The organism is Solibacillus sp. FSL K6-1781, assembly GCF_038630735.1.
Lineage (GTDB): Bacteria > Bacillota > Bacilli > Bacillales_A > Planococcaceae > Solibacillus > Solibacillus silvestris.
On record NZ_CP152038.1, the window covers coordinates 4,012,528 to 4,037,724 of the forward strand.

18 protein-coding genes and 1 other annotated feature are annotated in these 25,197 nt (G+C 39.6%); of the genes, 1 reads left to right on the forward strand and 17 read right to left on the reverse strand.

What is annotated here, in order from left to right; translation table 11 throughout:
• Window positions 1–322: 322 nt before the first annotated feature.
• The 5 genes from MHH37_RS20395 to MHH37_RS20415 form a co-directional block, all read right to left on the reverse strand.
• Window positions 323–1,642, reverse strand: a complete 1,320-nt coding sequence (locus MHH37_RS20395; RefSeq protein ID WP_342574439.1) for a Na+/H+ antiporter NhaC family protein — start codon at window positions 1,640–1,642, stop codon at window positions 323–325.
• A gap of 125 nt (window positions 1,643–1,767) precedes the next feature.
• Window positions 1,768–3,753 (reverse strand): ABC transporter permease, encoded by a 1,986-nt coding sequence (locus MHH37_RS20400; RefSeq protein ID WP_342574440.1) that lies wholly within the window; start codon window positions 3,751–3,753, stop codon window positions 1,768–1,770.
• Complete coding sequence (locus tag MHH37_RS20405) at window positions 3,743–4,504, reverse strand: ABC transporter ATP-binding protein (protein ID WP_342574441.1); 762 nt, start codon at window positions 4,502–4,504, stop codon at window positions 3,743–3,745. Before MHH37_RS20405 ends, MHH37_RS20400 begins: the two co-directional genes overlap by 11 nt.
• Before the next feature lie 97 nt (window positions 4,505–4,601).
• A complete protein-coding gene (locus tag MHH37_RS20410) occupies window positions 4,602–5,573 on the reverse strand; it encodes a sensor histidine kinase (RefSeq protein ID WP_342574442.1) in 972 nt (323 codons plus the stop codon).
• Window positions 5,570–6,250 carry a response regulator transcription factor gene (locus tag MHH37_RS20415; protein ID WP_342574443.1) on the reverse strand — a complete coding sequence of 227 codons (681 nt, stop codon included), beginning with the start codon at window positions 6,248–6,250 and terminating at the stop codon, window positions 5,570–5,572. The genes MHH37_RS20410 and MHH37_RS20415 overlap by 4 nt, the downstream gene beginning before the upstream one ends.
• A gap of 116 nt (window positions 6,251–6,366) precedes the next feature.
• Here MHH37_RS20415 and MHH37_RS20420 point away from each other — a divergent pair, with 116 nt between their 5' ends.
• Window positions 6,367–7,254: a LysR family transcriptional regulator gene (locus MHH37_RS20420; RefSeq protein ID WP_342574444.1), complete on the forward strand. Its 888-nt coding sequence runs from the start codon at window positions 6,367–6,369 to the stop codon at window positions 7,252–7,254.
• A 38-nt stretch (window positions 7,255–7,292) separates the two neighbouring features.
• Here MHH37_RS20420 and MHH37_RS20425 read toward each other — a convergent pair whose 3' ends face one another.
• The 12 genes from MHH37_RS20425 to rplJ all read right to left on the reverse strand — a co-directional run bounded on the left by MHH37_RS20425 (window position 7,293) and on the right by rplJ (window position 24,949).
• Window positions 7,293–8,114: a methyl-accepting chemotaxis protein gene (locus tag MHH37_RS20425; RefSeq protein ID WP_342574445.1), complete on the reverse strand. Its 822-nt coding sequence runs from the start codon at window positions 8,112–8,114 to the stop codon at window positions 7,293–7,295.
• 146 nt (window positions 8,115–8,260) lie between these two features.
• Window positions 8,261–10,441: a malate synthase G gene (locus tag MHH37_RS20430; RefSeq protein WP_342574446.1), complete on the reverse strand. Its 2,181-nt coding sequence runs from the start codon at window positions 10,439–10,441 to the stop codon at window positions 8,261–8,263.
• 200 nt (window positions 10,442–10,641) lie between these two features.
• The gene (gene tuf / locus MHH37_RS20435) at window positions 10,642–11,829 is read right to left on the reverse strand and encodes an elongation factor Tu (RefSeq protein ID WP_079523494.1); all 1,188 of its coding nucleotides are present in this window, start codon (window positions 11,827–11,829) and stop codon (window positions 10,642–10,644) included.
• Window positions 11,830–11,971: 142 nt separating this feature from the next.
• Window positions 11,972–14,050, reverse strand: coding sequence for an elongation factor G (gene fusA / locus MHH37_RS20440; protein WP_008406981.1), 2,079 nt, complete (start codon window positions 14,048–14,050; stop codon window positions 11,972–11,974).
• An 81-nt stretch (window positions 14,051–14,131) separates the two neighbouring features.
• On the reverse strand, window positions 14,132–14,602 hold the full coding sequence (rpsG, locus tag MHH37_RS20445; protein ID WP_008406982.1) for a 30S ribosomal protein S7: 471 nt from the start codon (window positions 14,600–14,602) through the stop codon (window positions 14,132–14,134).
• 41 nt (window positions 14,603–14,643) lie between these two features.
• Window positions 14,644–15,063 (reverse strand): 30S ribosomal protein S12, encoded by a 420-nt coding sequence (rpsL, locus tag MHH37_RS20450; RefSeq protein ID WP_008406983.1) that lies wholly within the window; start codon window positions 15,061–15,063, stop codon window positions 14,644–14,646.
• Window positions 15,064–15,163: 100 nt separating this feature from the next.
• Complete coding sequence (locus MHH37_RS20455) at window positions 15,164–15,415, reverse strand: ribosomal L7Ae/L30e/S12e/Gadd45 family protein (RefSeq protein WP_008406985.1); 252 nt, start codon at window positions 15,413–15,415, stop codon at window positions 15,164–15,166.
• Window positions 15,416–15,596: 181 nt separating this feature from the next.
• Window positions 15,597–19,277 (reverse strand): DNA-directed RNA polymerase subunit beta', encoded by a 3,681-nt coding sequence (rpoC, locus tag MHH37_RS20460; RefSeq protein WP_342574447.1) that lies wholly within the window; start codon window positions 19,275–19,277, stop codon window positions 15,597–15,599.
• A 147-nt stretch (window positions 19,278–19,424) separates the two neighbouring features.
• Entirely contained in the window at window positions 19,425–22,979 is a 3,555-nt protein-coding gene (rpoB, locus tag MHH37_RS20465) for a DNA-directed RNA polymerase subunit beta (protein ID WP_173364513.1), read from the reverse strand.
• 243 nt (window positions 22,980–23,222) lie between these two features.
• Window positions 23,223–23,825, reverse strand: coding sequence for a class I SAM-dependent methyltransferase (locus tag MHH37_RS20470; RefSeq protein ID WP_008406993.1), 603 nt, complete (start codon window positions 23,823–23,825; stop codon window positions 23,223–23,225).
• A gap of 191 nt (window positions 23,826–24,016) precedes the next feature.
• Entirely contained in the window at window positions 24,017–24,376 is a 360-nt protein-coding gene (rplL, locus tag MHH37_RS20475) for a 50S ribosomal protein L7/L12 (RefSeq protein ID WP_008406994.1), read from the reverse strand.
• 72 nt (window positions 24,377–24,448) lie between these two features.
• Window positions 24,449–24,949 (reverse strand): 50S ribosomal protein L10, encoded by a 501-nt coding sequence (rplJ, locus tag MHH37_RS20480; protein ID WP_008406995.1) that lies wholly within the window; start codon window positions 24,947–24,949, stop codon window positions 24,449–24,451.
• 32 nt (window positions 24,950–24,981) lie between these two features.
• Window positions 24,982–25,127, reverse strand: a sequence feature (ribosomal protein L10 leader region).
• Window positions 25,128–25,197 lie beyond the last annotated feature (70 nt).

A 25,197-nucleotide genomic window follows, 5' to 3' on the forward strand; every position in this document is an offset into this window, starting at 1 on the left:
CACGAAAATTTCTCCTACACACCGCCATGGCAAAGCGGCCGGGTGTGTCGGCAACCTCTCGCTTCATCGCAGTCAAAGACCAACATTCAACATTATATACAATAAAAAAGAAGTTCGCAAGTCTTTTAGCAAAATTCTTTTCATAATGTTTTATTCTTTATAAATAGGTTCGCTCTTTTTGAGCCGTTTTCTAGTATATAAGTTTATGACGGTGAAAGCAACTGAAAAGGGAGTAATATGCTTTAAATATATTATTCTGAAAACAATTGCTACAGAAAATGAAAAAATCGTCGCTTTCTCTTTGCTGAAAGCGACGACTGTATTATAGGAAGAAAACGACTGCAATCCAGCCGAAAATAATCTGTGGAATATTATAGAAGAGAAATGTCGGTACACATGTATCCCAAATATGGTTGTGCTGTCCATCGACATTTAATCCTGCTGTCGGTCCTAATGTAGAATCGGATGCCGGTGAGCCAGCATCACCAAGTACACCCGCCGTTCCGATTAAACAGATGATCGCTAATTCGCTTAGTCCCAGTTCCATTGCAATTGGAACAAAGATTGCTGCAATGATTGGAATTGTTGCAAATGAAGAACCAATTCCCATTGTGACGATTAAACCGACAATTAACATAATTAAAACTGCAATACTTACATTCCCGTTAAAAATATCCATTGCACCGGATACTAATAACTTAACATCTCCTGTCGCATTAATGACAGCAGAGAACCCGTTTGCTGAAATCATAACGAAACCGACAAACGCCATCATCCGCATTCCATCCGATAGGACTGCATCTGCTTCTTTTACTTTTAGCGTCCCTGTTATATACAAAATTATAATACCGGCAATTGATCCGACAATCATTGAATCCGTCATTACTTGTACTGCTATAGAAGTAACTAGTGCTACTGCAGCGAATATGATGTGCAGTTTATTTACTTCTTTATTTAAGTCATTCGTTGTTTCTAGTTCAACGTTTTCGTATTGTCTTGGTTTACGATAGGCGATAAAGGCACCTACAAGCCCTACAGCCATCCCTAACGCTACTATAGCCATCGCCTTTGGAACATCTCCCAAAGCAACGTCTAACCCCGCTAAGGCCATTTGATCGACTATAATCCCCTGATAGATCAAACCAAACCCTGCAGGAATGAACATATACGGCATTACTAACCCGAATGTTAAAATACATGCGATTAAACGGCGGTCAATTTGCAGCATGTTCATAATTTTAATCATCGGCGGTACGATTAAAGGAATAAATGCAATATGCACCGGAATCAGGTTTTGCGACATGATCGCCATTGCCAGCAGCACTAGGAAGATTAATGCTTTGGCAGCACCTTTCTTTTGAGTTTCGCCTTCATTCTGTACAATTTTTAAAATTGCTTTCACTAATACTTCAGGTATACCGGTACGTGAGATTGCAAGTGCAAATCCACCAAGCAGTGCATAGCTTAGCGCAATTGTTGCACCCCCGCCAAGACCGTCGACAAAGGCCTTGATTGTTTCTGTTATATTTAATCCGCCGGCAAGGCCACCAATAATCGCCCCGACCGTCAGAGATAAAACGACATTTATACGTAGTAGGCTTAAAATAAGCATAACCCCTACCGCTATTAAAACAGCATTCATGTTGTACACTTCACTTTCGTCTGCTAAATCACTAATGTGTTAAAGTTACAAGAAAAACGAACGCGAGTCAACGGATAAAGATAAAATAAAACCGTCAAATAAGAGAAAATTGACGGTTTGAAGTATTATAAAGCCTGTTTTATAATTTTTCTGTAATAATTGATGGTTAATGCTGCAAACACGATGTACATGACAATATATAAAGCCATTGTAACAAGAAGAGGCGTAGTCAATTCTGTGCCGAATAAAAACCAGCCGGATTTTACAGCAAAGTAGCTGTGGAGTAATCCGATAAGTAATGGTACACCAAAGTTAAATAACTGCTTCTTCATTATACCGCGCGTTAGTTCCTCTTCTGTAAAGCCAATCTTACGGAGAATCTTATAGGATTCCATTTCTTCATCCGCTTCAGACATTTGTTTAAAGTATAATATACTGCCCGTTGCCAGTAAAAAGGCTAAACCTAAAAACGCGGTTGTAAAAATTGTCGTTCCATATAGATTTAAATTATATTCAACCGTTGATCGCAGTGAGCTTAATTTATTTACCCCACGGTCTATTTCATCATCTTCAAACACTATGTTGGCACCTGTTTGTTTGTAGAGCTTTTCAGCAGCTTCATATGTTTCATCATTCGCATCAATCAGGTTAATGGATGTTTGCTCTTTTGTTAGATAGCCAATTTCATGCTCGTTGTTTAATTGCTGGATCTGGTTAAACAGATTATCTTCAACGATAACTACAAAACCGCCTCCTGTAATACGCCATGCCACAATCGAAGTATCGTTCACTTCCTTAACTTTTAGCGGAAACTGGTGCTCTTGATGCAGGAATATAAAGTCGTGTGGTGCTTCTAGCGGCAATATATTTGCCTGGAACCCGTTATAGCCTGCAATAATTGCCTCCCCCTCTGAAAGCATGACATCAGGATCGAGCTGATGGTAGTCCGAAAGCGGAATCATTAGGACATCCGCTAACGTATCACCTTGAAGCATTTCTACTATCTCACCAGAAAAAATTTCCGCCATATCAAATTGGGCGCTCGTTAACCTAAACTTATTTTCCTCAAATGCGATTCCTTCCCGCTCCAACGCTTCAATGAATGGCTCTCCACGGCCATCTACCATTATATAGTCTGCTGGCACAGAATTTTCTGCTGTACTGCCTGCTGAGTAGTAACTAATATAGGAAAGTGTCGTAATTGCAAGCGATACCGCCGTAATGACAGTAATGAGCGTCAGTGATTTAGCATTGCCCTTCATTCGGTGCATAATTGGTGTCAGCGCCAAAACATCGTTCAGATTTAAATGCCCTTTCTTTCTTAGGCGGAACATATTTAATATGAATGCAACCGAATAGCGGAAAACAAAGTAAGTCCCGCCAATTGTCGTTGCTAAAATAATAACCATGCTTAAAAATAGGTTTGTTGTTTGCCCTGAGAATAATAACGTACTTTTATAGTAGCCATAAATAATCAACGCTAAACCGATAGCCCCCATCACCATAGGTAATACACTAAAGCGTTTCACACGCTCGTCCGCCTGCTTGGAAGCGTTAAATAACGAGAGTAATGTAGTTCTGTGAACCATAAATGCCATTTGTGCTAAAAGAACTGCGAGCAAAATACCAAATACAATTAACGTATTCACAACCGCTACTTTGCTGATACTTAATGTTACGACCGCATCAAATTTTAGTAGCTTCAGTAAAATCATCGCAAACAGACGTGAACTTAAAAAACCGAGTAAAATTCCGATGCTTACCGCACCTATAAATAGCAGGATATTTTCAAAGGCAATCAGGCGTGTCACAAGCCCTTTTGTCATGCCGACCAATTGATACAATCCAATTTCCTTGCTGCGACGTTTAATAAATAAGTGATTGGCATACAACACAAAGAACAGGACGATAAAATACAGCATATACGATGCCGCTTCAAACCCGGAAGCTGCCGTTCCGCTCGCTTTCGTCGCTTCAATGATCGATTCATTGTACTGCAATGTCACAAATGAGAAAAATAGCGTCACACTGAAAATGAGTGCGAAAAAGTATAAGTAATAGTGACGCATATTTTTTAGCATGCTTTTAAATACAAGCTGACTAAGCTTCACTCTGCTCACCGCCTAAAACACTTTGCGTATTCAAAATTTGCTGGAAAAACTCTTTGCGTGACTTATCGCCCTTATACAGTTCCGTATAAATGTGGCCGTCTTTTAAAAACAGTACACGGGAACAGAAGCTGGCGGCAATGGCATCATGGGTAACCATCATGATCGTTGTATTTTTTGCTTTATTAATTTTTGCTAAATTATCGAGCAGTGCAGTAGCCGCTTTTGAATCAAGTGCCCCTGTTGGTTCATCTGCAAATACAAGGGATGGATTCGATATTAATGCTCTTGCTGCGGATGTACGCTGCTTTTGACCACCGGAAATTTCATTCGGGTATTTCGCTAAAATATCTGCTATCCCTAAAATCGATACAAGCTCCTTTAAACGTTGCTCTGCCGCTGCCTTTGGAATCGAACTTAGCGATAACGGCAGTAGAATGTTTTCCTTCACTGTCAAAGTGTCGAGTAAATTATAGTCCTGAAAAATAAAACCGAGCTCATCCCGGCGAAATTTTGCTAATGTACGTTCCTTCATCCCTTGAAGCTTTTGCCCATTAATCTCGACAAATCCGTCTGTCACTTGATCTATGGAACAAAGTACATTTAATAACGTAGTTTTTCCGGAACCTGAAGCACCCATAATGCCGACAAATTCACCCTTTTCCACTTCTAAATCAATGCCCTTTAATACTTCTTGCGCAAGCGATCGCTTACCATATGTTTTACGAACTTTACGTGCGATTAAAATGCTCATTGTTCTCCATCCTTTCTTGTTATTTTCATTCTACATGTTCCGGTCATGTGAATCGTTTGATTTACATGACAAAAACGCTCGGTAAGTGACAAGTTCGTCACATTCCAAGCGTTTTTTGGTAATCATTCATTTTTGGGAAAGCAATTTTCACAGTAGTACCTACCCCTTCTTTTGATTCGATTGCCAGAAGAATATGCAGTGATTCTGCCGCCTGTTTAGCGAGATACAGCCCCATTCCTGTTGCAGCACTCGTTTCACGTCCAATTGTCCCAGTATAGGATTTGCGGAATACACGAGGCAAATCTTCACTCTTTATACCGATTCCCTCATCTTGAATGATGAGAACAGCTTGCTCGTTCGTCATATGAGCGGTTATTCTAACTTCTCCCCCGACATCACTATACTTTACCGCATTCGATAAAATTTGCCGTACGATAAAACCTAGCCACTTTGTATCTGAGTGTACATTCAGATCGTCCACTTCCAGGTCGAAGGCAATTTTCTTTTCAAAACACCAGGTGCGCAGTGCTTTAATTTCTTGAATAAGTACATCTTTTACGTGTACTTTTTCAATTCGGTTATCAAGCTCGATCGTCATAAGACGTGTTGCATGAAGCTGCTGGTCTAATAATAAATAAAGACGCAGCCATTCATTTTCAATGCGTTCCTTTACTTCACTTTTCTCTACTTTTTCCAGCAACAGCTGCATTGCGGTTAATGGAGACTTCATTTCATGTACCCATGCTAAAAGCTCGTCCTGCCGTTCTAATACAATTTGCTTCTGTTCCTGTACTTTTGCATTCTTATTAGCCAACTGCTCTTTATAATCTTCATGAATAACATCAAAATAGTTCCCTTTAAACTTCACATACGGCTTCATCAATTTCCTGTCTTTCACATAACGTAAACTGAAATAACCGGCAACGAGTGTAAACCAAATGATGTTTAAATAGAGTAGCGAAACATCGTGGAAGCCTTTATCTAGAAATAGTATTAAATTCAATAGCAGCTGAAGGATGATGACAAACAGCATCATAGAAATATAATGTCTAATAAACAAGCGGATCATGCATCCACCGCCAAATAGCCAAGGCCTTTTTTCGTCATAATCACATTGATAAGACCAATATCCTCTAATCGTTGGCGTAAACGATTTACATTGACCGTTAATGTATTGTCATTTACGAAGCGTTCATCATCCCATAATTTACGCATTAGTTCATCACGGGAAACGATCTGCCCTTTCGCCTTTACGAGCACCTTTAAAATAAACAGCTCATTTTTCGTTAACTCTATCTGCTGATCTTTAAAATGAACAACTGCGCGGTCATAATGAATTTCAGCTCCATTCCATTTTTCAATATCACTTTGCTGTGCTTCCTGATAATTATAAGCGCGTCGGAGCAATGCTTGTACTTTTGCAATTAATACCTCCGTATGGAAAGGTTTTTGCACAAAGTCATCTGCTCCCATTTGCATCGCCATGATCATATCCATCGGGTGATCGCGTGAGGAAAGAAATAAAATAGGGACATTCGATATTGCCCTTATTTCACGACACCAATGGAAGCCATCAAATGCTGGCAGCTGAATATCAATAATAACAAGCTGAGGTTCTTCTTCTTTAAACGTCACCATTATATGTTGAAAGTCTTCTGGTCCGATTACTTGTATATCCCACTGTGCTAATCGTTCGCCTATCAGTTCAAAAATGGAGACATCATCTTCTATTAATAACACCTTCAAAGAACATCACTCCTTCTATTTACTCCCATTATACAAAAAACTAACAGTCCAACACTTCCAAACTTTGCTATAATCAATTCAATTACAGGAATTAGAGAAGAGGTGGGGAAAGAAAAATGGATTTACGCCAAATCGAATACTTTGTTGAAGTTGCCAAGCATTTAAGTTTTACGAAAGCAGCAGCTACTTTGCATGTGTCACAGCCATCAATTAGTAAAGCAATTCAAAACTTTGAGTCGGAACTGGGTGTCCCGTTATTTTACCGGTCATCTAAACAGCTTGAACTAACAGATGCCGGTCATGCCGTTCTTGTGAATTCAATGCAAGTACTTGAATCATTTCAAAATTTACGTTCCGAGTTAACTGACTTAATGCAATTAAAAAAGGGACAAATCCGTATCGGCATTCCACCAATCGTTGGGGCCGAGTTTTTTTCGAAATTAATCAGCTATTATAAAGAGCTTAATCCATATATCGAAATTTTATTAACGGAAGTCGGAACGAAGCGCATACGCCACGAAATTGAAGCAGGCGAACTGGATGTTGGGTTAGTATGCAGTGTAACTTCCTCGAATGAATCTTTGGAAACAATACGATTTTTAAAAGACCCTTTAGTGTTAATCGTACATGAAAGCCATCCATTGGCAAAGAAGGAGTCGATCCAGCTAAGTGACTTAGCGATTGAAACTTTTATTATTTATCGGAAAGACTTTATTTTATATGATCGCATTATCGAGGAATGTTCCAAACACGGGTTTTTCCCTACGATTGCCTGTGAAACGACCCAGAAAGATTTATTTATCGAAATGGTTCAGGCAAAATTGGGGATTGCACTGCTTCCGGAAAAGCTTGCCGAGAAAATTCCTTACACTTCGATTAAATGCATCCCTTTTCAGGAAGAAGCCATTTATCTTGAACTGGGGGTTACGTGGAAGAAAAATAAATACTTGTCTTTTGCAGTACGGGAATTTATTAAACTTGCCCGTGAATTTGTTTCCCAATAAATAAGTTGCCTAGAAAATTTGAATCTCTAGGCAACCATTTATAATTTATTTGCATACTCATTTAACTGCTCAGACATTGTTTGAATTTCATTCACAAAGTCGGAAACTTGTTGAATAGATTCGCTTTGTGATGTTCCAATAGTGGAGATTTGAGCAATTGAGTTCGTAATGTTTTGTGTAGCCTCACTAATTTGGGCCATCGTTTCTCTAATTTCCTGTGTTGATTCAACTGTTTCTTTCGAAAATCTACGGATCTCCGCCGCTACGACTTCAAATCCTTTCCCTTTTTCACCTGCACGGGCAGCTTCGATTGCCGCATTTAATCCTAACAAATTGGTTTGGTCCGCCATACGTTTCAACAACGTTAAAATGTCGGAAGTCTGTTGAACATTCATTTCAGCCTGCTTTGATTGTTTTAATAACTCATCTGCCGATTCTTTCAACTTTGTAGAACCACCTGCAATACTGCCAATCTGCTTGTTCGCATGTGATAGAGAACCAATTATTGCTTGGGAAATTTCTATTAACTCCGAGTGCTTTCTCAATTGAACAGCAATTCCTCCGACTGTTTTACCTGTTTTATCAAATAATGGAGTCGCTGTACCGATAAATTCAAAACCATAATAATCGGCTGGTACAATGGCCTCTAAACGGCGGTTTTTATTTAATGCCATCTTTAATGGCTCTTCCGGATTTAATTGTTGCCCAACACGTATTTTCAGGTCTAAATCTTCAGCAGGGAAATAGGCTACAAACTTTTCTAAATCACATATTGCAATTGATAAGTCTGCTGGAATTGCTTCTTTCACGATCGTTATCATGGAAATTAGCGCATCTAAAGATTCTATTTTATTAAGCATGTTAAACTCTCTTCTTTCCTGTTGCTATTACTATTTCGTTACTATTATACCATTTTTACACTTAATTGATTAAATTTCCATTAATTTTAGATACTTAAACGAAAAAGACTACTATTTCAGAAGAAATAGTAGTAGCTTAGTAAATCTTATGCGTTTACTTTTTGTTTTGCTTTCGCTTCAATACGCTTTTTGTGTAAAATCGGCTCTGTGTAACCATTTGGTTGATCATAGCCTTTAAATATAAGCTCACTTGCTGCTTGGAAAGCTACAGAATCCTCGTAGTTTGCTGACATTGGTAAATATTCGGGATCGTCTGCATTTTGCTCATCTACAATTTTTGCCATACGTTTCAATGATTCCTCTACTTGTTCTTTCGTACAAATACCGTGATGCAGCCAGTTTGCAACATGCTGACTTGAAATACGCAACGTTGCGCGGTCTTCCATTAAGCCGATATTATTAATATCCGGCACTTTTGAACAGCCCACACCATGTTCCACCCAACGGACTACGTAGCCAAGGATTCCTTGTGCATTATTATCAAGCTCATGTTGAATTTCTTCACGTGTCCAATCTGTATTTGCCGCTACTGGGATTTCCAAAATCGCATCTTGTAAATCTTCCGATGACACAATACCTTTTTGAACGTCTTTTACATTTACTTCATGATAATGTGTTGCATGTAATGTTGCGGCTGTCGGCGATGGTACCCAAGCAGTATTTGCCCCTGCTTTTGGATGATTGATTTTTTGCTCAATCATATCTGCCATTAAGTCCGGCATAGCCCACATCCCTTTTCCAATTTGTGCACGGCCTTGCAAGCCTGCATTTAACCCAACGATGACATTGGATCTTTCATAAGATGTGAGCCATGTTGATGTTTTCATTTCGCCTTTGCGAATCATTGGGCCCGCTTCCATTGATGTATGGATTTCATCTCCTGTACGATCCAGGAATCCTGTATTAATAAAGACAATACGATTCTTCACTTCACGTATACATGCTTTTAAGTTAAGTGATGTACGTCGTTCCTCATCCATAACACCAATCTTTAACGTGAATCGTTCCAATCCGATTAAATCTTCTACACGCTCAAATAGTTTATTTGCAAACGCTACTTCCTTTGAGCCGTGCATTTTTGGTTTTACAATATAGATAGAGCCTTTTTGCGAATTTTTATACGAACCATTGCCAATTACTTCATGCTTCGCTATTAAGCTCGTTACGACACCATCCATAATTCCTTCAGGCACTTCGCTGCCATCTTGATCTAAAATAGCCGGATTTGTCATTAAATGACCTACATTGCGAATAAACATTAAAGAACGGCCATTTAATGTTACCGTATCACCATTAACTCCCGTATATACACGGTCAGGATTTAATGTACGTGTTACCGTTTTCGATCCTTTTGTAAAAGTTGCCGTTAAGTCGCCTTTCATTAGCCCTAACCAGTTTGCATAAACTTCCACTTTATCTTCTGCATCTACTGCTGCTACCGAGTCCTCGCAGTCCATAATTGTCGTAATAGCAGACTCTAAATAAATATCTTTTACTCCAGCTGAATCATCTTTTCCAATTGGGTGATTTCTGTCAATTTGAATTTCAATGTGCAAATCATTATTTTTCAGTAAAATCGCAGTCGGCTGTTCTGTTGTTCCTTGGTAGGCTACTAACTTTTCCGGCTCTGCCAATGTCGTCGTTTCACCATTTACGAGCGTAATTACTAATTTACTTTCTGCAATTTTATAAGTTATTGCATCTTTATGTGAAGCTGCTTTTAAAGGAGCGGCTTGATCTAAAAACTTTTTCGCATAATCGATTACTTTGTTTCCACGAATCGGATTATAACCCTTGCCTGCTTCAGTACCGTCTTCGTCACTGATGACATCTGTACCGTATAGTGCATCATAGAAACTTCCCCAACGTGCATTTGCTGCATTAATTGCATAGCGTGCATTGCTGACAGGTACTACTAATTGCGGACCTGCCTGATATGCAATTTCTGCATCTACGTTTTCTGTTTCCACTTGGAAGTCTTCTGCTTTTGGTTCTACATAACCGATTTCTTCTAAAAACGCCTTATAGTCGGCAAATTGAAAATTCCCCTTATTTCCTTTATGCCACTCATTAATTTGTACTTGCAATGCATCACGTTGAGCAAGCAATGCTTTATTTTCAGGTGCCAACTCATGAACCAGCTTATCGAAACCATCCCAAAATGCCGTTTGCTCTACTCCACTGTTTGGTAATACTTGCTCATTAATAAACTGAAATAATACTTCTGCTACTTGTAAGTTCCCCACTTGCACGTAATTTGTCACCATTAAATCCCCCTTTTAAATGAACGTTTCTAATAATGAATTAGAATCCCCTGTTCTTACGTTTCATTATACAAGAGTCATTATATATAAATGAAATACATATATTGAATAAACATTATGCATTTACGTTATAAAGGGCACAAAAAAAAACATCTTGCAAGCGTCCCTGCAAGATGTTTTTGAAAATTAGCAATAAGCTAAAATTATTTTTGGATAGATGCTACTACGCCAGCGCCTACAGTACGGCCACCTTCGCGGATAGAGAATTTAGTACCTTCTTCTAAAGCGATTGGAGCGATTAATTCAACAGTCATTTCGATGTTGTCGCCAGGCATTACCATTTCTACGCCTTCTGGTAACATGCAGATACCAGTTACGTCAGTTGTACGGAAGTAGAACTGAGGACGGTAGTTAGAGAAGAATGGAGTATGACGTCCACCCTCTTCTTTTGATAATACATAAACTTCAGCTTTGAAGTTAGTGTGTGGAGTGATTGAACCTGGTTTAGCTAATACTTGACCACGTTGGATATCTTCACGAGCAATACCACGTAATAAAGCACCGATGTTGTCACCAGCTTCAGCGTAATCTAATAATTTACGGAACATTTCTACACCAGTTACAGTTGTAGTTTTAGCTTCTTCTTCGATACCGATAACTTCTACAACGTCACCAACTTTAACTTGACCACGTTCAACACGGCCAGTTGCTACTGTACCACGACCAGTGATAGAGAATACGTCCTCTACTGGCATCATGAATGGTTTGTCAGTTTGACGTTCTGGAGTTGGGATGTAAGAATCTACAGCGTCCATTAATTCAACGATTTTTTCTTCCCATTCTGCTTCGCCTTCTAAAGCTTTTAATGCAGAACCTTTGATTACTGGAACATCGTCGCCTGGGAAGTCATATTCAGATAGTAAGTCACGGATTTCCATTTCTACTAACTCTAATAATTCTTCGTCGTCAACCATATCACATTTGTTCATGAATACTACTAAGTAAGGAACACCTACTTGTTTAGAAAGTAAGATGTGCTCACGAGTTTGTGGCATTGGGCCGTCAGCAGCAGATACTACTAAGATACCGCCGTCCATTTGTGCAGCACCAGTGATCATGTTTTTAACATAGTCAGCGTGACCTGGGCAGTCAACGTGTGCATAGTGACGAGTTGCAGTTTCATACTCTACGTGAGAAGTATTGATTGTGATACCGCGCTCTTTTTCTTCTGGAGCGTTGTCGATGTCAGCGTAAGATTTAGCTGCACCACCCATTTTTTTAGAAAGAACTGTTGCGATAGCAGCAGTTAAAGTTGTTTTACCATGGTCAACGTGTCCGATTGTACCAACGTTAGCATGCGTTTTTGAACGGTCAAATTTTTCTTTAGCCATTAGAAAATGCCTCCTCAGAGATATGTTTTATTTTTTTAAAAAAATTATTTATTCTAAGATGCCGACTATAAACGGGCCCCATCTATAGTCAGTCAATCATAGCTTACAAATTATTTATACTTGATGCAAGGTGAAATTTCAATTATTCACCTTTATTTTTTTTGATGATATCTTCTGCAATTGATTTTGGTACTTCTTCATAGTGATCGAACGTCATTGAGAATACACCGCGACCTTGAGTTGCAGAACGTAAAGTTGTAGCATATCCGAACATTTCAGATAGTGGAACCATAGCACGTACTACTTGAGAGTTACCACGAGCTTCCATACCCTCTACGCGACCGCGACGAGCAGTAATGTTACCCATAATATCACCAAGGTACTCTTCTGGAATTACAACTTCTACTTTCATCATTGGCTCTAAGATAACTGGGTTACATTTTTTAGCTGCTTCTTTTAAAGCCATAGATGCAGCGATTTTGAACGCCATTTCACTTGAGTCAACGTCATGGTAAGAACCGAATACTAATTTCGCTTTAATGTCGATTAGTGGGTAACCAGCAACAACACCGCGGTCAAGAGAGTCACGTAGACCCGCTTCTACTGCAGGGATGTATTCACGAGGTACAACACCACCAACGATAGCGTTTTCGAATTCGAAACCTTTACCCTCTTCGTTTGGAGAGAACTCGATCGTTACGTCACCGTATTGACCGCGACCACCAGATTGACGAGAGAATTTACCTTGAACTTTAGCTTCGCTACGGAATGTTTCACGGTAAGATACCATTGGAGCACCCACGTTAGCTTCAACTTTAAATTCACGTTTCATACGGTCAACTAAGATATCAAGGTGAAGTTCACCCATACCAGAGATGATTGTTTGACCTGTTTCAGTGTCTGTATGTGCACGGAATGTTGGATCTTCTTCTTGTAGTTTTTGTAAAGCTTGACCCATTTTATCTTGGTCAGCTTTAGATTTTGGTTCTACAGAAAGAGAGATTACTGGCTCTGGGAAGTCCATTGACTCTAAGATAACAAGGTTTTTCTCGTCACATAGAGTATCACCTGTTGTAGTATCTTTAAGACCTACAGCAGCAGCGATATCACCAGAGTATACTTTTGCGATCTCTTCACGAGAGTTAGCGTGCATTTGTAGGATACGTCCTACACGCTCACGTTTACCTTTAGAAGAGTTTTGTACGTAAGAACCTGCTTCTAATGTACCTGAGTACACACGGAAGAATGTTAACTTACCTACGAATGGGTCTGTCATTACTTTGAATGCAAGAGCTGAGAACGGCTCTTCATCAGAAGAATGGCGGATGATTTCTTCTTCACCGTCAACGTCAGTACCTTTAATAGCTTCTACGTCTGTAGGAGCTGGAAGGTAATCAACAGCAGCATCTAACATTTTACGAACACCTTTGTGTTTGAATGCTGTACCACAAAGTACTGGGTAGAATTCTACCGCGATAGTAGCTTTACGGATTGCTGCTTTTAATTCTTCTTTAGTAATTTCTTCGCCTTCTAAGTATTTCTCCATAAGTTCTTCATCAACACTTGCAACAGCGTCGATTAATTTCTCACGGTACTCTTCAGCTTGATCCATGAATTCTGCAGGGATTTCACCTACAGTTACATCTGTACCTTCATCGTTACCGTAGAAAGTAGCGTTCATTTCGATTAAATCGATAATTCCGCGGAACTCGTCTTCAGCACCGATTGGTAATTGGATTGGGTGAGCATTAGCTTGTAAACGCTCGTGTAATGTACCTACAGAATATAGGAAGTCAGCTCCCATTTTATCCATCTTGTTGATGAATACGATACGAGGAACTCCATAAGTTGTAGCTTGACGCCATACTGTTTCAGTTTGAGGCTCAACACCTGATTGAGCATCTAATACTGTTACAGCACCATCAAGTACGCGTAAAGAACGTTCAACTTCAACAGTGAAGTCTACGTGTCCTGGAGTATCGATGATGTTGATACGGTGACCGTTCCATTGAGCTGTTGTTGCAGCAGAAGTAATCGTGATACCACGCTCTTGTTCTTGCTCCATCCAGTCCATTTGAGAACCGCCATCATGAGTTTCACCGATTTTGTGAATCTTACCAGTGTAATAAAGGATACGCTCAGTAGTTGTTGTTTTACCAGCATCAATGTGAGCCATGATCCCAATATTACGTGTATTCTCTAGAGAGAATTCGCGTTTCATAGGAAATTTCTCCTTCCATATTGGGTTAACTGTATAGATGGTAAAAATCTTAGCCCCAGCAATGCTAGAGCAAAGATCAAATTACCAACGGTAGTGAGCGAATGCTTTGTTCGCTTCTGCCATTTTGTGCATATCTTCACGTTTCTTAACTGAAGCACCTGTGTTGTTAGATGCATCTAAGATTTCGTTAGCTAAGCGCTCTTCCATCGTTTTTTCTCCACGAAGACGAGCGTAGTTTACTAAATAACGTAAACCTAAAGTTGTACGACGTTCTGGACGAACTTCTACAGGTACTTGGTAGTTAGAACCACCAACACGACGAGCACGTACTTCTAGTACAGGCATTACGTTGTTTAAAGCAGCTTCAAATACTTCTAAAGCATTTTGACCCGAACGCTCTTGAACTAATTCGAAAGCTCCGTATAAAATCTTTTGAGAAGTACCTCTTTTACCATCAATCATCATTTTGTTGATTAAACGAGTTACTAGTTTTGAATTATAAAGTGGATCTGGTAACACGTCACGTTTGGAAACAGGACCTTTACGAGGCATGTGTTTTCCTCCTTTCAAATCGTTGTATATTTAAACTTAAATTATTTTTTTTCTTTAGGGCGTTTAGTACCATATTTAGAACGAGATTGTAAACGACCGTTAACACCAGCTGTATCAAGTGCACCACGAACGATGTGGTAACGTACTCCAGCTAAGTCTTTTACGCGTCCGCCACGGATAAGAACTACACTGTGTTCTTGTAAGTTGTGACCTTCACCTGGGATATACGCAGTAACCTCAAGTTGGTTAGTTAAGCGTACACGAGCGTATTTACGTAAAGCCGAGTTCGGTTTACGTGGTGTCATTGTACCTACACGAGTACAAACTCCGCGTTTTTGAGGAGACTTAACGTCAGTTAAAGATTTTTTAAATGAGTTATATCCTTTGTTTAACGCTGGAGATTTTGATTTCGTGCTTTTAGATTGACGAGGCTTACGTACTAATTGGTTAATTGTAGGCATCGATTTGTCCTCCCTTCATTTTTTCCTTGTTTCAATACCACACATCCAGGTGGTTCATTTTTTGGGTAAAAACAAAGTCTTTGTGTACTTTACACAAAAACTACATCGCAGTAATCGCAACAACTGCAGCTCCAACATGAATGCCGCAAGCTTTACCAAGTTCTTTCTTTGAATCGACGTAATTGACTGGTACACCGATTTCTTTCGCGAGAAGAATGGCCGGATCGGTTACCCATTTGTCTGCATCGATTGCGACAAAAAGAGCTGTTACTTGTCCAGCATACATTGCTTTCACTGCTTGCTTTATACCTATGATTGTTTTACTGGCCTGTTTTACTTGATCGTAAGACATTTTCATATCCTCCTAAGTACAGACAGTTAACTATCAACCTTCAATATATTATCATTCCAAACTTACACTGTCAACAGATTTCTTATGAAAGTATGTTGATTAATATTTATTCCAAGGAAATTTCCAAGAAAATCTCCCGTCAGAGAATGGTCTCTGACGGGATCTCTTCATTATATAACTGCTATTCAGCTGTAATTACTTCTGCTGATTCTTCTTGCTCCATACGGATTTGACGGTAACGTTGCATACCAGTACCAGCCGGAACTAGTTTACCGATAATTACGTTTTCCTTCAGACCTAGAAGCTCATCACGTTTACCTTTAATTGCAGCATCCGTTAACACACGTGTTGTTTCTTGGAATGATGCAGCTGATAAGAATGATTCTGTTTCAAGAGAAGCTTTTGTAATACCTAAAATGACAGGACGGCAAGTTGCTGGTGTTTTACCGCTAAGTACGGCTTCAGCATTCGCCTCAGAGAATTGGTGAATATCAAGAAGTGAACCTGGTAATAACTCAGTGTCACCTGCTTCAATCACACGCACTTTACGAAGCATTTGGCGAACCATTACTTCGATGTGTTTGTCTCCGATTTCTACCCCTTGCATACGGTATACTTTCTGTACTTCTTTTAATAAATATTCTTGAACTGTCGATACATCTTTAACTTTTAATAATTGCTTCGGATCGATAGAACCTTCAGACAATGTTTGACCCGCTATAATTGTGTCGCCTTCTGCTACTTTTAGACGCGCGTTATAAGGTGCTTGGTATTTACGTGTTTCCACATCACCCTGGATTGTTACTTCTTTAAGACCTTCACGAATTTCTTCAATTTCTACTACTGTACCAGTAATTTCAGAAATGACTGCTTGACCTTTAGGGTTACGCGCCTCGAAAATTTCCTGGATACGTGGAAGACCTTGTGTAATATCGTTTCCGGCTACCCCACCAGTATGGAATGTACGCATCGTTAACTGTGTACCTGGTTCACCGATAGATTGTGCAGCAATAATACCAACTGCTTCACCAACTTCTACCCCTTCACCAGTAGCTAAGTTCATACCGTAACATTTTTTACATACACCGTGTTTTGTATTACATGTAAATGCAGAACGGATTGTAATTTCTTTGATATTTGCATCATCGATTACGCGAGCAATATCTTGTGTAATTAAACCATCACGCTCTACGATAACCGCTCCTGTTTCTGGATGGCGAACTGTTTTCTTCACGTAACGACCAACAATACGTTCGTCTAACGCTTCAATCAATTCGTTTCCTTCCATTAATGAACCGATTAATAAACCGCGGTCAGTACCACAGTCGTCTTCACGAACGATAACATCTTGTGCTACGTCAACTAAACGACGAGTTAAGTAACCTGAGTCGGCAGTTTTTAGTGCTGTATCGGCAAGACCTTTACGCGCACCGTGTGTAGAGATGAAGTACTCTAATACTGTTAAACCTTCACGGAATGAAGACTTGATTGGTAACTCGATGATACGACCAGCCGGGTTGGCCATCAGACCACGCATACCAGCTAACTGTGTAAAGTTTGATGCGTTACCACGGGCACCAGAGTCAGACATCATGAAGATCGGGTTAGTTTTTTGTAAAGATTTCATCAGCTTGCCTTGAATTTCATCTTTCGCAGCTGTCCATACGTTAATAACTCGGTTATAACGCTCTTCCTCAGTAATTAAACCACGGCGGAACTGGATCATTACTTTATCTACTTTGCTTTGGGCTTCCTCAAGGATTACGCCTTTATCCGGTAATACGACGATGTCAGATACACCTACTGTAATACCTGCACGAGTAGAATATTTGAAACCTAAGTTTTTCATGCGGTCAAGCATCTTAGAAGTTTCTGTAATGTGGAACTCTTTAAATACTTCAGCAATTACATTCCCTAAGAATTTTTTACGGAAAGGATCTACTACAGGCATATTTGTGAAGTGCTTCGCTAACATAGCACGGCGTTGTGCTTCAATTTTTTCTGATTCAGATAAATCAGCATAGCCTTCTGTTGCTTCGATTTCTTTCAGTAACTCTTCGTCAATTGTTAAGTTCACGAAGTATTTTTCAGGTGTTTTTTGCTCTAAGTTGACTGAAGTAGGCTCATTAATATAAGGGAATGAGCGTGGTAAAATTTCATTGAAGATTACTTTACCTACAGTCGATAATAAGAACATTTTATTTTGTTCTTCTGTAAATGTCGGGTTATTTAATGAACTTGCTTTAATCGCAATACGAGAGTGTAAATGTACATGACCGTTTTGGTAGGCGATTAACACTTCGTTTGAATCATTAAATATTGCTCCTTCACCACGAGCACCTTCACGCTCAAGTGTTAAGTAATAGTTACCTAATACCATATCCTGAGATGGAGTTACTACCGGTTTCCCGTCTTTCGGGTTAAGGATGTTTTGCGCTGCTAACATAAGTAAACGGGCTTCTGCTTGTGCTTCAGCTGATAAGGGAACGTGAACCGCCATTTGGTCACCATCGAAGTCAGCGTTATAAGCTGTACATACTAATGGGTGAAGACGGATTGCACGGCCTTCTACTAGTGTAGGCTCGAATGCTTGGATACCAAGACGGTGTAATGTCGGTGCACGGTTAAGTAATACCGGATGCTCACGAATTACATCTTCTAATACGTCCCAAACCTCATTGTGTAAACGCTCAATTTTACGTTTTGCACTCTTAATGTTATGGGCAAGGCCACGCTCTACTAACTCTTTCATTACGAAAGGTTTGAATAGTTCGATTGCCATTTCTTTTGGAAGACCACATTGGTACATTTTTAAGTTAGGACCTACTACGATAACCGAACGACCAGAGTAGTCTACACGTTTACCAAGTAAGTTTTGACGGAAACGACCTTGTTTCCCTTTCAGCATATGTGAAAGTGATTTTAAAGGACGGTTACCAGGACCTGTTACAGGACGACCGCGACGACCATTATCGATTAATGCGTCAACCGCTTCTTGTAACATACGTTTCTCGTTTTGAACGATAATGCTTGGTGCACCAAGGTCAAGTAAACGTTTTAAACGGTTGTTACGGTTAATAACACGACGGTAAAGGTCATTTAAGTCAGATGTAGCAAAACGTCCACCATCTAATTGCACCATCGGACGAAGCTCTGGTGGAATTACCGGTAGTACATCTAAAATCATCCACTCTGGTTTGTTGCCTGAGTTACGGAATGACTCTACTACTTCTAAACGTTTAATCGCACGTGTACGGCGTTGGCCTTGTGCAGATTTTAACTCTTCTTTTAAAACTTGTGTTTCATCTTCTAAGTCAATTTTTTCTAAAAGACGTTTAATCGCTTCAGCACCCATTGCTGCTTCGAATTCACTGCCATACTTTTCACGGTATGCACGGTATTCTTTTTCAGAAAGTAAGTCTTTATAGCCTAAAGACGTTTGACCTGGCTCGATTACTACATATGAAGCAAAGTAAATTACTTCTTCCAATGCACGTGGAGACATATCTAAAATAAGACCCATACGGCTTGGAATACCTTTGAAGTACCAAATATGTGATACAGGTGCTGCTAGTTCGATATGTCCTTGGCGTTCACGGCGAACTTTCGAACGCGTTACTTCTACGCCACAGCGGTCACAAACGACACCTTTATAACGTACGCGCTTATATTTACCACAGTGACATTCCCAGTCTTTAGTTGGTCCAAAAATACGTTCACAGAATAGACCATCTTTTTCTGGTTTTAATGTACGGTAGTTAATTGTTTCTGGTTTTTTTACTTCTCCGTATGACCAAGAACGGATCTTGTCAGGTGAAGCTAAACCAATTTTCATATATTCAAATTCATTAACATCGATCAAGGAGCCTACCTCCCTTTAGTTATAAGTCGTAAATGACTTTTAATGTAGCTCTACACTTACAAAATTTCATATTAGGCCATAATGAAACTTGCATCTAAAATATAAGAAAAATCGGGCAGGGCATATACCTGCCCGATTCAATTGAAGTTATTCAAATGATTCTACTGGGTCTTCTTCTTTATCATTAGATCGTTCGACAGGTGCAGCTACTTCATCTTCATCGTCAAGGTCGCGTAATTCCACTTCCTCGTCATTGATTGTAAGCATCTTCACATCCATACCTAATGATTGAAGTTCTTTAATTAATACTTTAAATGATTCTGGAACACCTGGTTCTGGAACACTTTCACCTTTTACGATTGCTTCGTATGTTTTCACACGACCTACAACGTCATCCGATTTTACAGTTAAAATCTCTTGTAACGTGTATGCTGCACCGTATGCTTCAAGTGCCCAAACCTCCATCTCACCAAAGCGCTGACCACCGAATTGTGCTTTACCACCAAGCGGCTGTTGCGTTACTAATGAGTAAGGTCCAGTTGAACGTGCATGAAGTTTATCGTCAACCATGTGCGCTAGTTTGATCATGTACATGATACCAACAGAAACACGGCTATCGAATGGCTCACCTGAACGTCCATCATAAAGAATTGTTTTACCATCACGGTTCATACCAGCTTCTTCCATCGTTTCCCAAACATCGGCTTCGTTGGCACCATCGAATACTGGTGAAGCCATATGAATACCTAAGTAGCGTGAAGCCATACCTAGGTGTAGCTCAAGAACTTGTCCGATGTTCATACGTGAAGGTACCCCTAGTGGGTTAAGCATGATATCAACTGGAGTTCCGTCCGGCATGAACGGCATATCCTCTTCCGGTAAGATACGAGAAATTACACCTTTGTTACCGTGACGTCCGGCCATTTTGTCACCAACGCGGATTTTACGTTTTTGAACAATATAAGCACGAACTAATTGGTTTACACCTGGTGGTAATTCATCGCCGTCTTCACGGTTGAATACTTTTACATCTAAAATGATACCGCCAGCTCCGTGTGGTACACGTAGAGACGTATCACGTACTTCACGCGCTTTTTCACCAAAGATAGCATGTAATAAACGCTCTTCCGCAGTTAACTCTGTAACTCCTTTAGGCGTAACTTTACCTACTAGAATGTCACCATCGCGAACTTCTGCACCAATACGGATAATTCCGCGGTCGTCCAAGTTACGAAGTGCATCTTCACCCACGTTTGGAATATCACGTGTGATTTCTTCAGGTCCAAGCTTTGTATCACGAGACTCTGATTCATATTCTTCAATATGAACAGAAGTATATACATCGTCTTTAACAAGGCGTTCGCTCATAATTACAGCATCCTCGTAGTTGAAGCCGTCCCATGTCATGAACGCAACAAGTACGTTTTGACCAAGTGCTAATTCGCCTTTTTCCATAGATGGACCATCAGCTAAAATATCACGAGGTTTTACACGGTCGCCAACTTTTACGATTGGACGTTGGTTATAAGAAGTACCTTGGTTAGAACGAATGAATTTTTGTAATTTATATTTTGTTAAATCGCCTTTAACTTCTTTGCCATCTACTACTTCAATACGACGTACGTGAATTGAACGCGCTTCTACATGTTCAACAATACCATCGAATTTGGCAACTACAGCAGCACCAGAATCACGTGCATCTACGTGCTCCATACCCGTACCAACGAATGGTGCGTTTGGATATAGTAATGGAACAGCTTGACGTTGCATGTTCGCTCCCATTAACGCACGGTTTGAGTCGTCGTTTTCTAAGAACGGAATACATGCTGTCGCAGCAGATACTACTTGTTTAGGCGATACATCCATGTAGTCGATGCGGTCTTTAGAGAATACAGTGTTGTCACCACGGAAACGTCCAACAACTTCTTCATTCGCAAAAGTACCGTCTTCATTTAGGATTGAGTTCGCTTGTGCTACTACATAGTTATCTTCTTCGTCAGCAGTTAAGTAATGGATTTCACTCGTTACAGCACCTGTTTCTGGATCAACACGGCGGTAAGGAGTTTCAATAAAGCCAAACTTGTTTACTTTTGCGAAAGAAGATAATGAGTTAATAAGACCGATGTTTGGTCCCTCAGGCGTCTCGATCGGACACATACGACCATAGTGAGAGTAGTGAACGTCACGTACTTCCATACCAGCACGCTCACGTGTTAAACCACCAGGCCCTAATGCAGACAGACGACGCTTATGCGTTAATTCTGCTAACGGGTTTGTTTGGTCCATGAATTGAGACAATTGAGAGCTACCAAAGAACTCTTTAATTGAAGCGATAACAGGACGGATATTGATTAATTGCTGTGGTACGATTGCTGCTGTGTCGTTAATTGACATACGCTCACGTACTACACGCTCCATACGAGATAAACCGATACGGAACTGATTTTGTAGTAATTCGCCAACAGAACGTAAACGACGGTTACCTAAATGGTCAATATCATCTGTGTTACCAACGTCATATAATAAGTTGAAGAAGTATGATACTGATGCCAATACATCGGCTGGAGTAATATTTTTCACTTCTTCATCTACATAGGCGTTTGAAATAACATTAATTTCTTTTTGCGCTTCATCATTTGGTGCAAAGATTTTAACCGACTGAATTGTAATATCATCTTCCAATACACCACCAACTTGGTTTAATGTACGGAAACCGACACCACTTTCTAAATATGGAATTAACTTATCCAGATTACGGCGGTCTAATAATGTACCTGCTTCTACGATAATTTCCCCTGTATCAGGATCCACTAACGTTTCTGCAATCGTTTGGTTGAATAAACGATTTTTGATATGAAGCTTTTTGTTCATTTTGTAACGACCAACATTCGCTAAATCATAGCGTTTTGCATCGAAGAAGCGAGAATATAATAAGTTCTTCGCAGATTCAACTGTTGGTGGTTCACCTGGACGTAAGCGTTCATAGATTTCAAGAAGGGCCTTTTCAGTACCTTCCGTGTTATCTTTTTCTAACGTATTACGTAAATATTCATTGTCGCCAATGATATCTAAAATTTCTTGATCCGAGCCAAAACCTAATGCACGTAAAAGTACCGTTACTGGTAATTTACGTGTACGATCGATACGTACATAAACAACGTCTTTAGCATCTGTTTCATATTCAAGCCATGCACCACGGTTTGGAATAACCGTTGCACCAAAGCCTTTTTTACCGTTTTTATCCGTTTTTTCGTGGAAGTATACACTTGGAGAACGAACTAACTGTGAAACAATTACACGCTCAGCACCGTTAATAATAAACGTACCTGTTTCCGTCATTAATGGGAAATCACCCATAAAGACGTCTTGCTCTTTCACTTCGTTTGTTTCTTTGTTGTGCAAACGTACTTTTACACGTAATGGTGCAGCATAAGTAACGTCACGCTCTTTACATTCATCCACATCATACTTAGGTTCTCCTAAAGTATAGTCGACGAATTCTAATGAAAGATTACCTGTAAAATCTTCGATTGGAGAAATGTCGTGGAACATCTCGCGCAACCCTTCTTCAAGGAACCACTCATAAGATGCTGTTTGGATTTCGATTAGATTCGGAAGTTCCAGCACCTCACTAATACGCGCAAAGCTTCTACGCTGGCGGTGTTGTCCGTACTGAACTAGTTGACCTGTCAACTCATTCACCCCTCAATAAAGCGATAATAGGTCTTTGCAAAAACATACAAATAGTGTATGATTTCGAAAGACAAAAAGAAAACGAGACTTTTTTTAAACCTCATTTTCGGTTAAACTTAACTTATTCTTAGCAGTATACCCGTAACTTTGAATATTTAATGCAAAAGGGCATACTACCTCAAAATAATAATTTTGCATTTTATTATGTTATCATATTCGATTTGTCAAGTCAATATTGGAAACTAATCTTACTTATTTTTTTGCACGAATAATCCAATATCCTTTTTTCTTCTCAACGACATCTACTTCTGAAAACATTTCTTCTAAATGACTCATAGTTGATGGAGCGCCTTGCTTCTTCTGAATAACAATCCACAGCTCACCATTTTCCTCCAACAATTCATATGCACCGTCATAAAACTTAAAGATCGTTTCTTTACCGGCACGAATCGGAGGATTTGTTAATACAGCAGCTACTTTCGTCCCAGGTTCTACAGCCGCTAATCCATCGCTTTCAAAAATACGTACATTTTGAACCCCGTTAAGCTGGGCATTTTTTTGAGACAAACTAACCGCTCGTGAATTTATATCCATCATGTAAATTTCACGATCAGGGTTGTTTTTTGCAATCGATAATCCGATTGGTCCATAGCCACAACCTACATCAAGCAAAACACCATCAATTTTAGGCATTTCAAACACATCGATTAGTACACGGGAACCAAAATCTACTTCGCTTTTACTGAATACACCCGTATCCGTTTCAAACGTAAATGTATTGCCTAATAAAGTGAATTTCCATTGGCGTGGTTTACTCTCAGTTTGAGGCTTATTTGAATAATAATGTTCAGACATGCAACACGCCTCCTTAGAAAAAATACATTTTGCGCTAATTTGTGCAAAATGATGTCTTTTCATGTGGGTTACTATAAAAATCAATATTTTCATATCCACAAAAGTTAATAAAGAAAAGCCCGCCGCAAAATTGTGACGAGCTTTCCTTATTAAACTAAGCTCATAGCTTAGCAATTAAAGTTAAACTAAAATTATTTAACTTCTACTGAAGCGCCAACTTCTTCAAGTTTAGCTTTGATAGCTTCAGCTTCGTCTTTAGAAACGCCTTCTTTAAGAGCTTTAGGAGCGTTATCAACAACTTCTTTAGCTTCTTTTAAGCCTAAACCAGTGATTTCACGAACCACTTTGATTACTTTAATTTTTTCTCCACCAGCAGAAGCTAATACTACATCAAACTCAGTTTTTTCTTCAGCTGCAGCAGCACCGCCAGCAACTACTGCTACTGGAGCAGCAGCTGTTACACCGAATTCTTCTTCGATTGCTTTTACTAAATCGTTTAACTCTAGAACTGTCATAGCTTTGATAGCTTCTAAGATTTGCTCATTGTTCATTTTAATTTCCTCCTATGGAATGTTTATTAGTTTTAGGCAGTTTGCCTGATTTTTGAAGTTATGAGGCTGCTATTAAGCGCCTTGCTCTTCTTTTTGTTCTGCAACAGCTTTTGTTGCAAGTGCGAAGTTGCGCACTGGAGCTTGAAGTACAGATAAAAGCATTGATAATAGACCTTCGCGAGATGGAAGTTCTGCAAGAGCTTTAACGTCTTCAACTGATGCCACAGTACCTTCGATAATACCAGCTTTAATTTCTAACGCTTCGTTTTTCTTAGCGAATTCGTTAATAATTTTAGCAGGAGCTACTACGTCCTCGTTAGAGAATGCGATAGCGTTAGGACCAGTTAAGAATTCATTGATTCCTTCTAAACCAGCAGCTTCCGCAGCACGGCGAGTTAAAGTGTTTTTGTAAACTTTGAACTCAACACCTGCTTCACGTAATTGCTTACGTAATTCAGTTACTTGTGCTACTGTTAAACCACGGTAATCTACTACTACGATAGAACCAGCAGCAGAGAATTTATCAGCGATTTCTTGAACTTGAACTTTTTTAGTTTCGATTGCTTTGCTCATGATGACACCTCCTATTAGAATGAGTCATTTATACCGACAAAGAAAAGCCTCTATATCAAAATAGACATAGAGGCTGAAAGTACATCATCTTAAAAAGAATCCGAACTCCTATGTCCTCGGTAGGATCATTAAGTGCGTATGGCACCCCTACTGTCTACGGTACAAATGGATGATTCACAACAGCACTCATCTTACCAAGTAAGAGGTGCGTTGTCAACAAATTTTATTTTACGATTTTTAAAAAATCG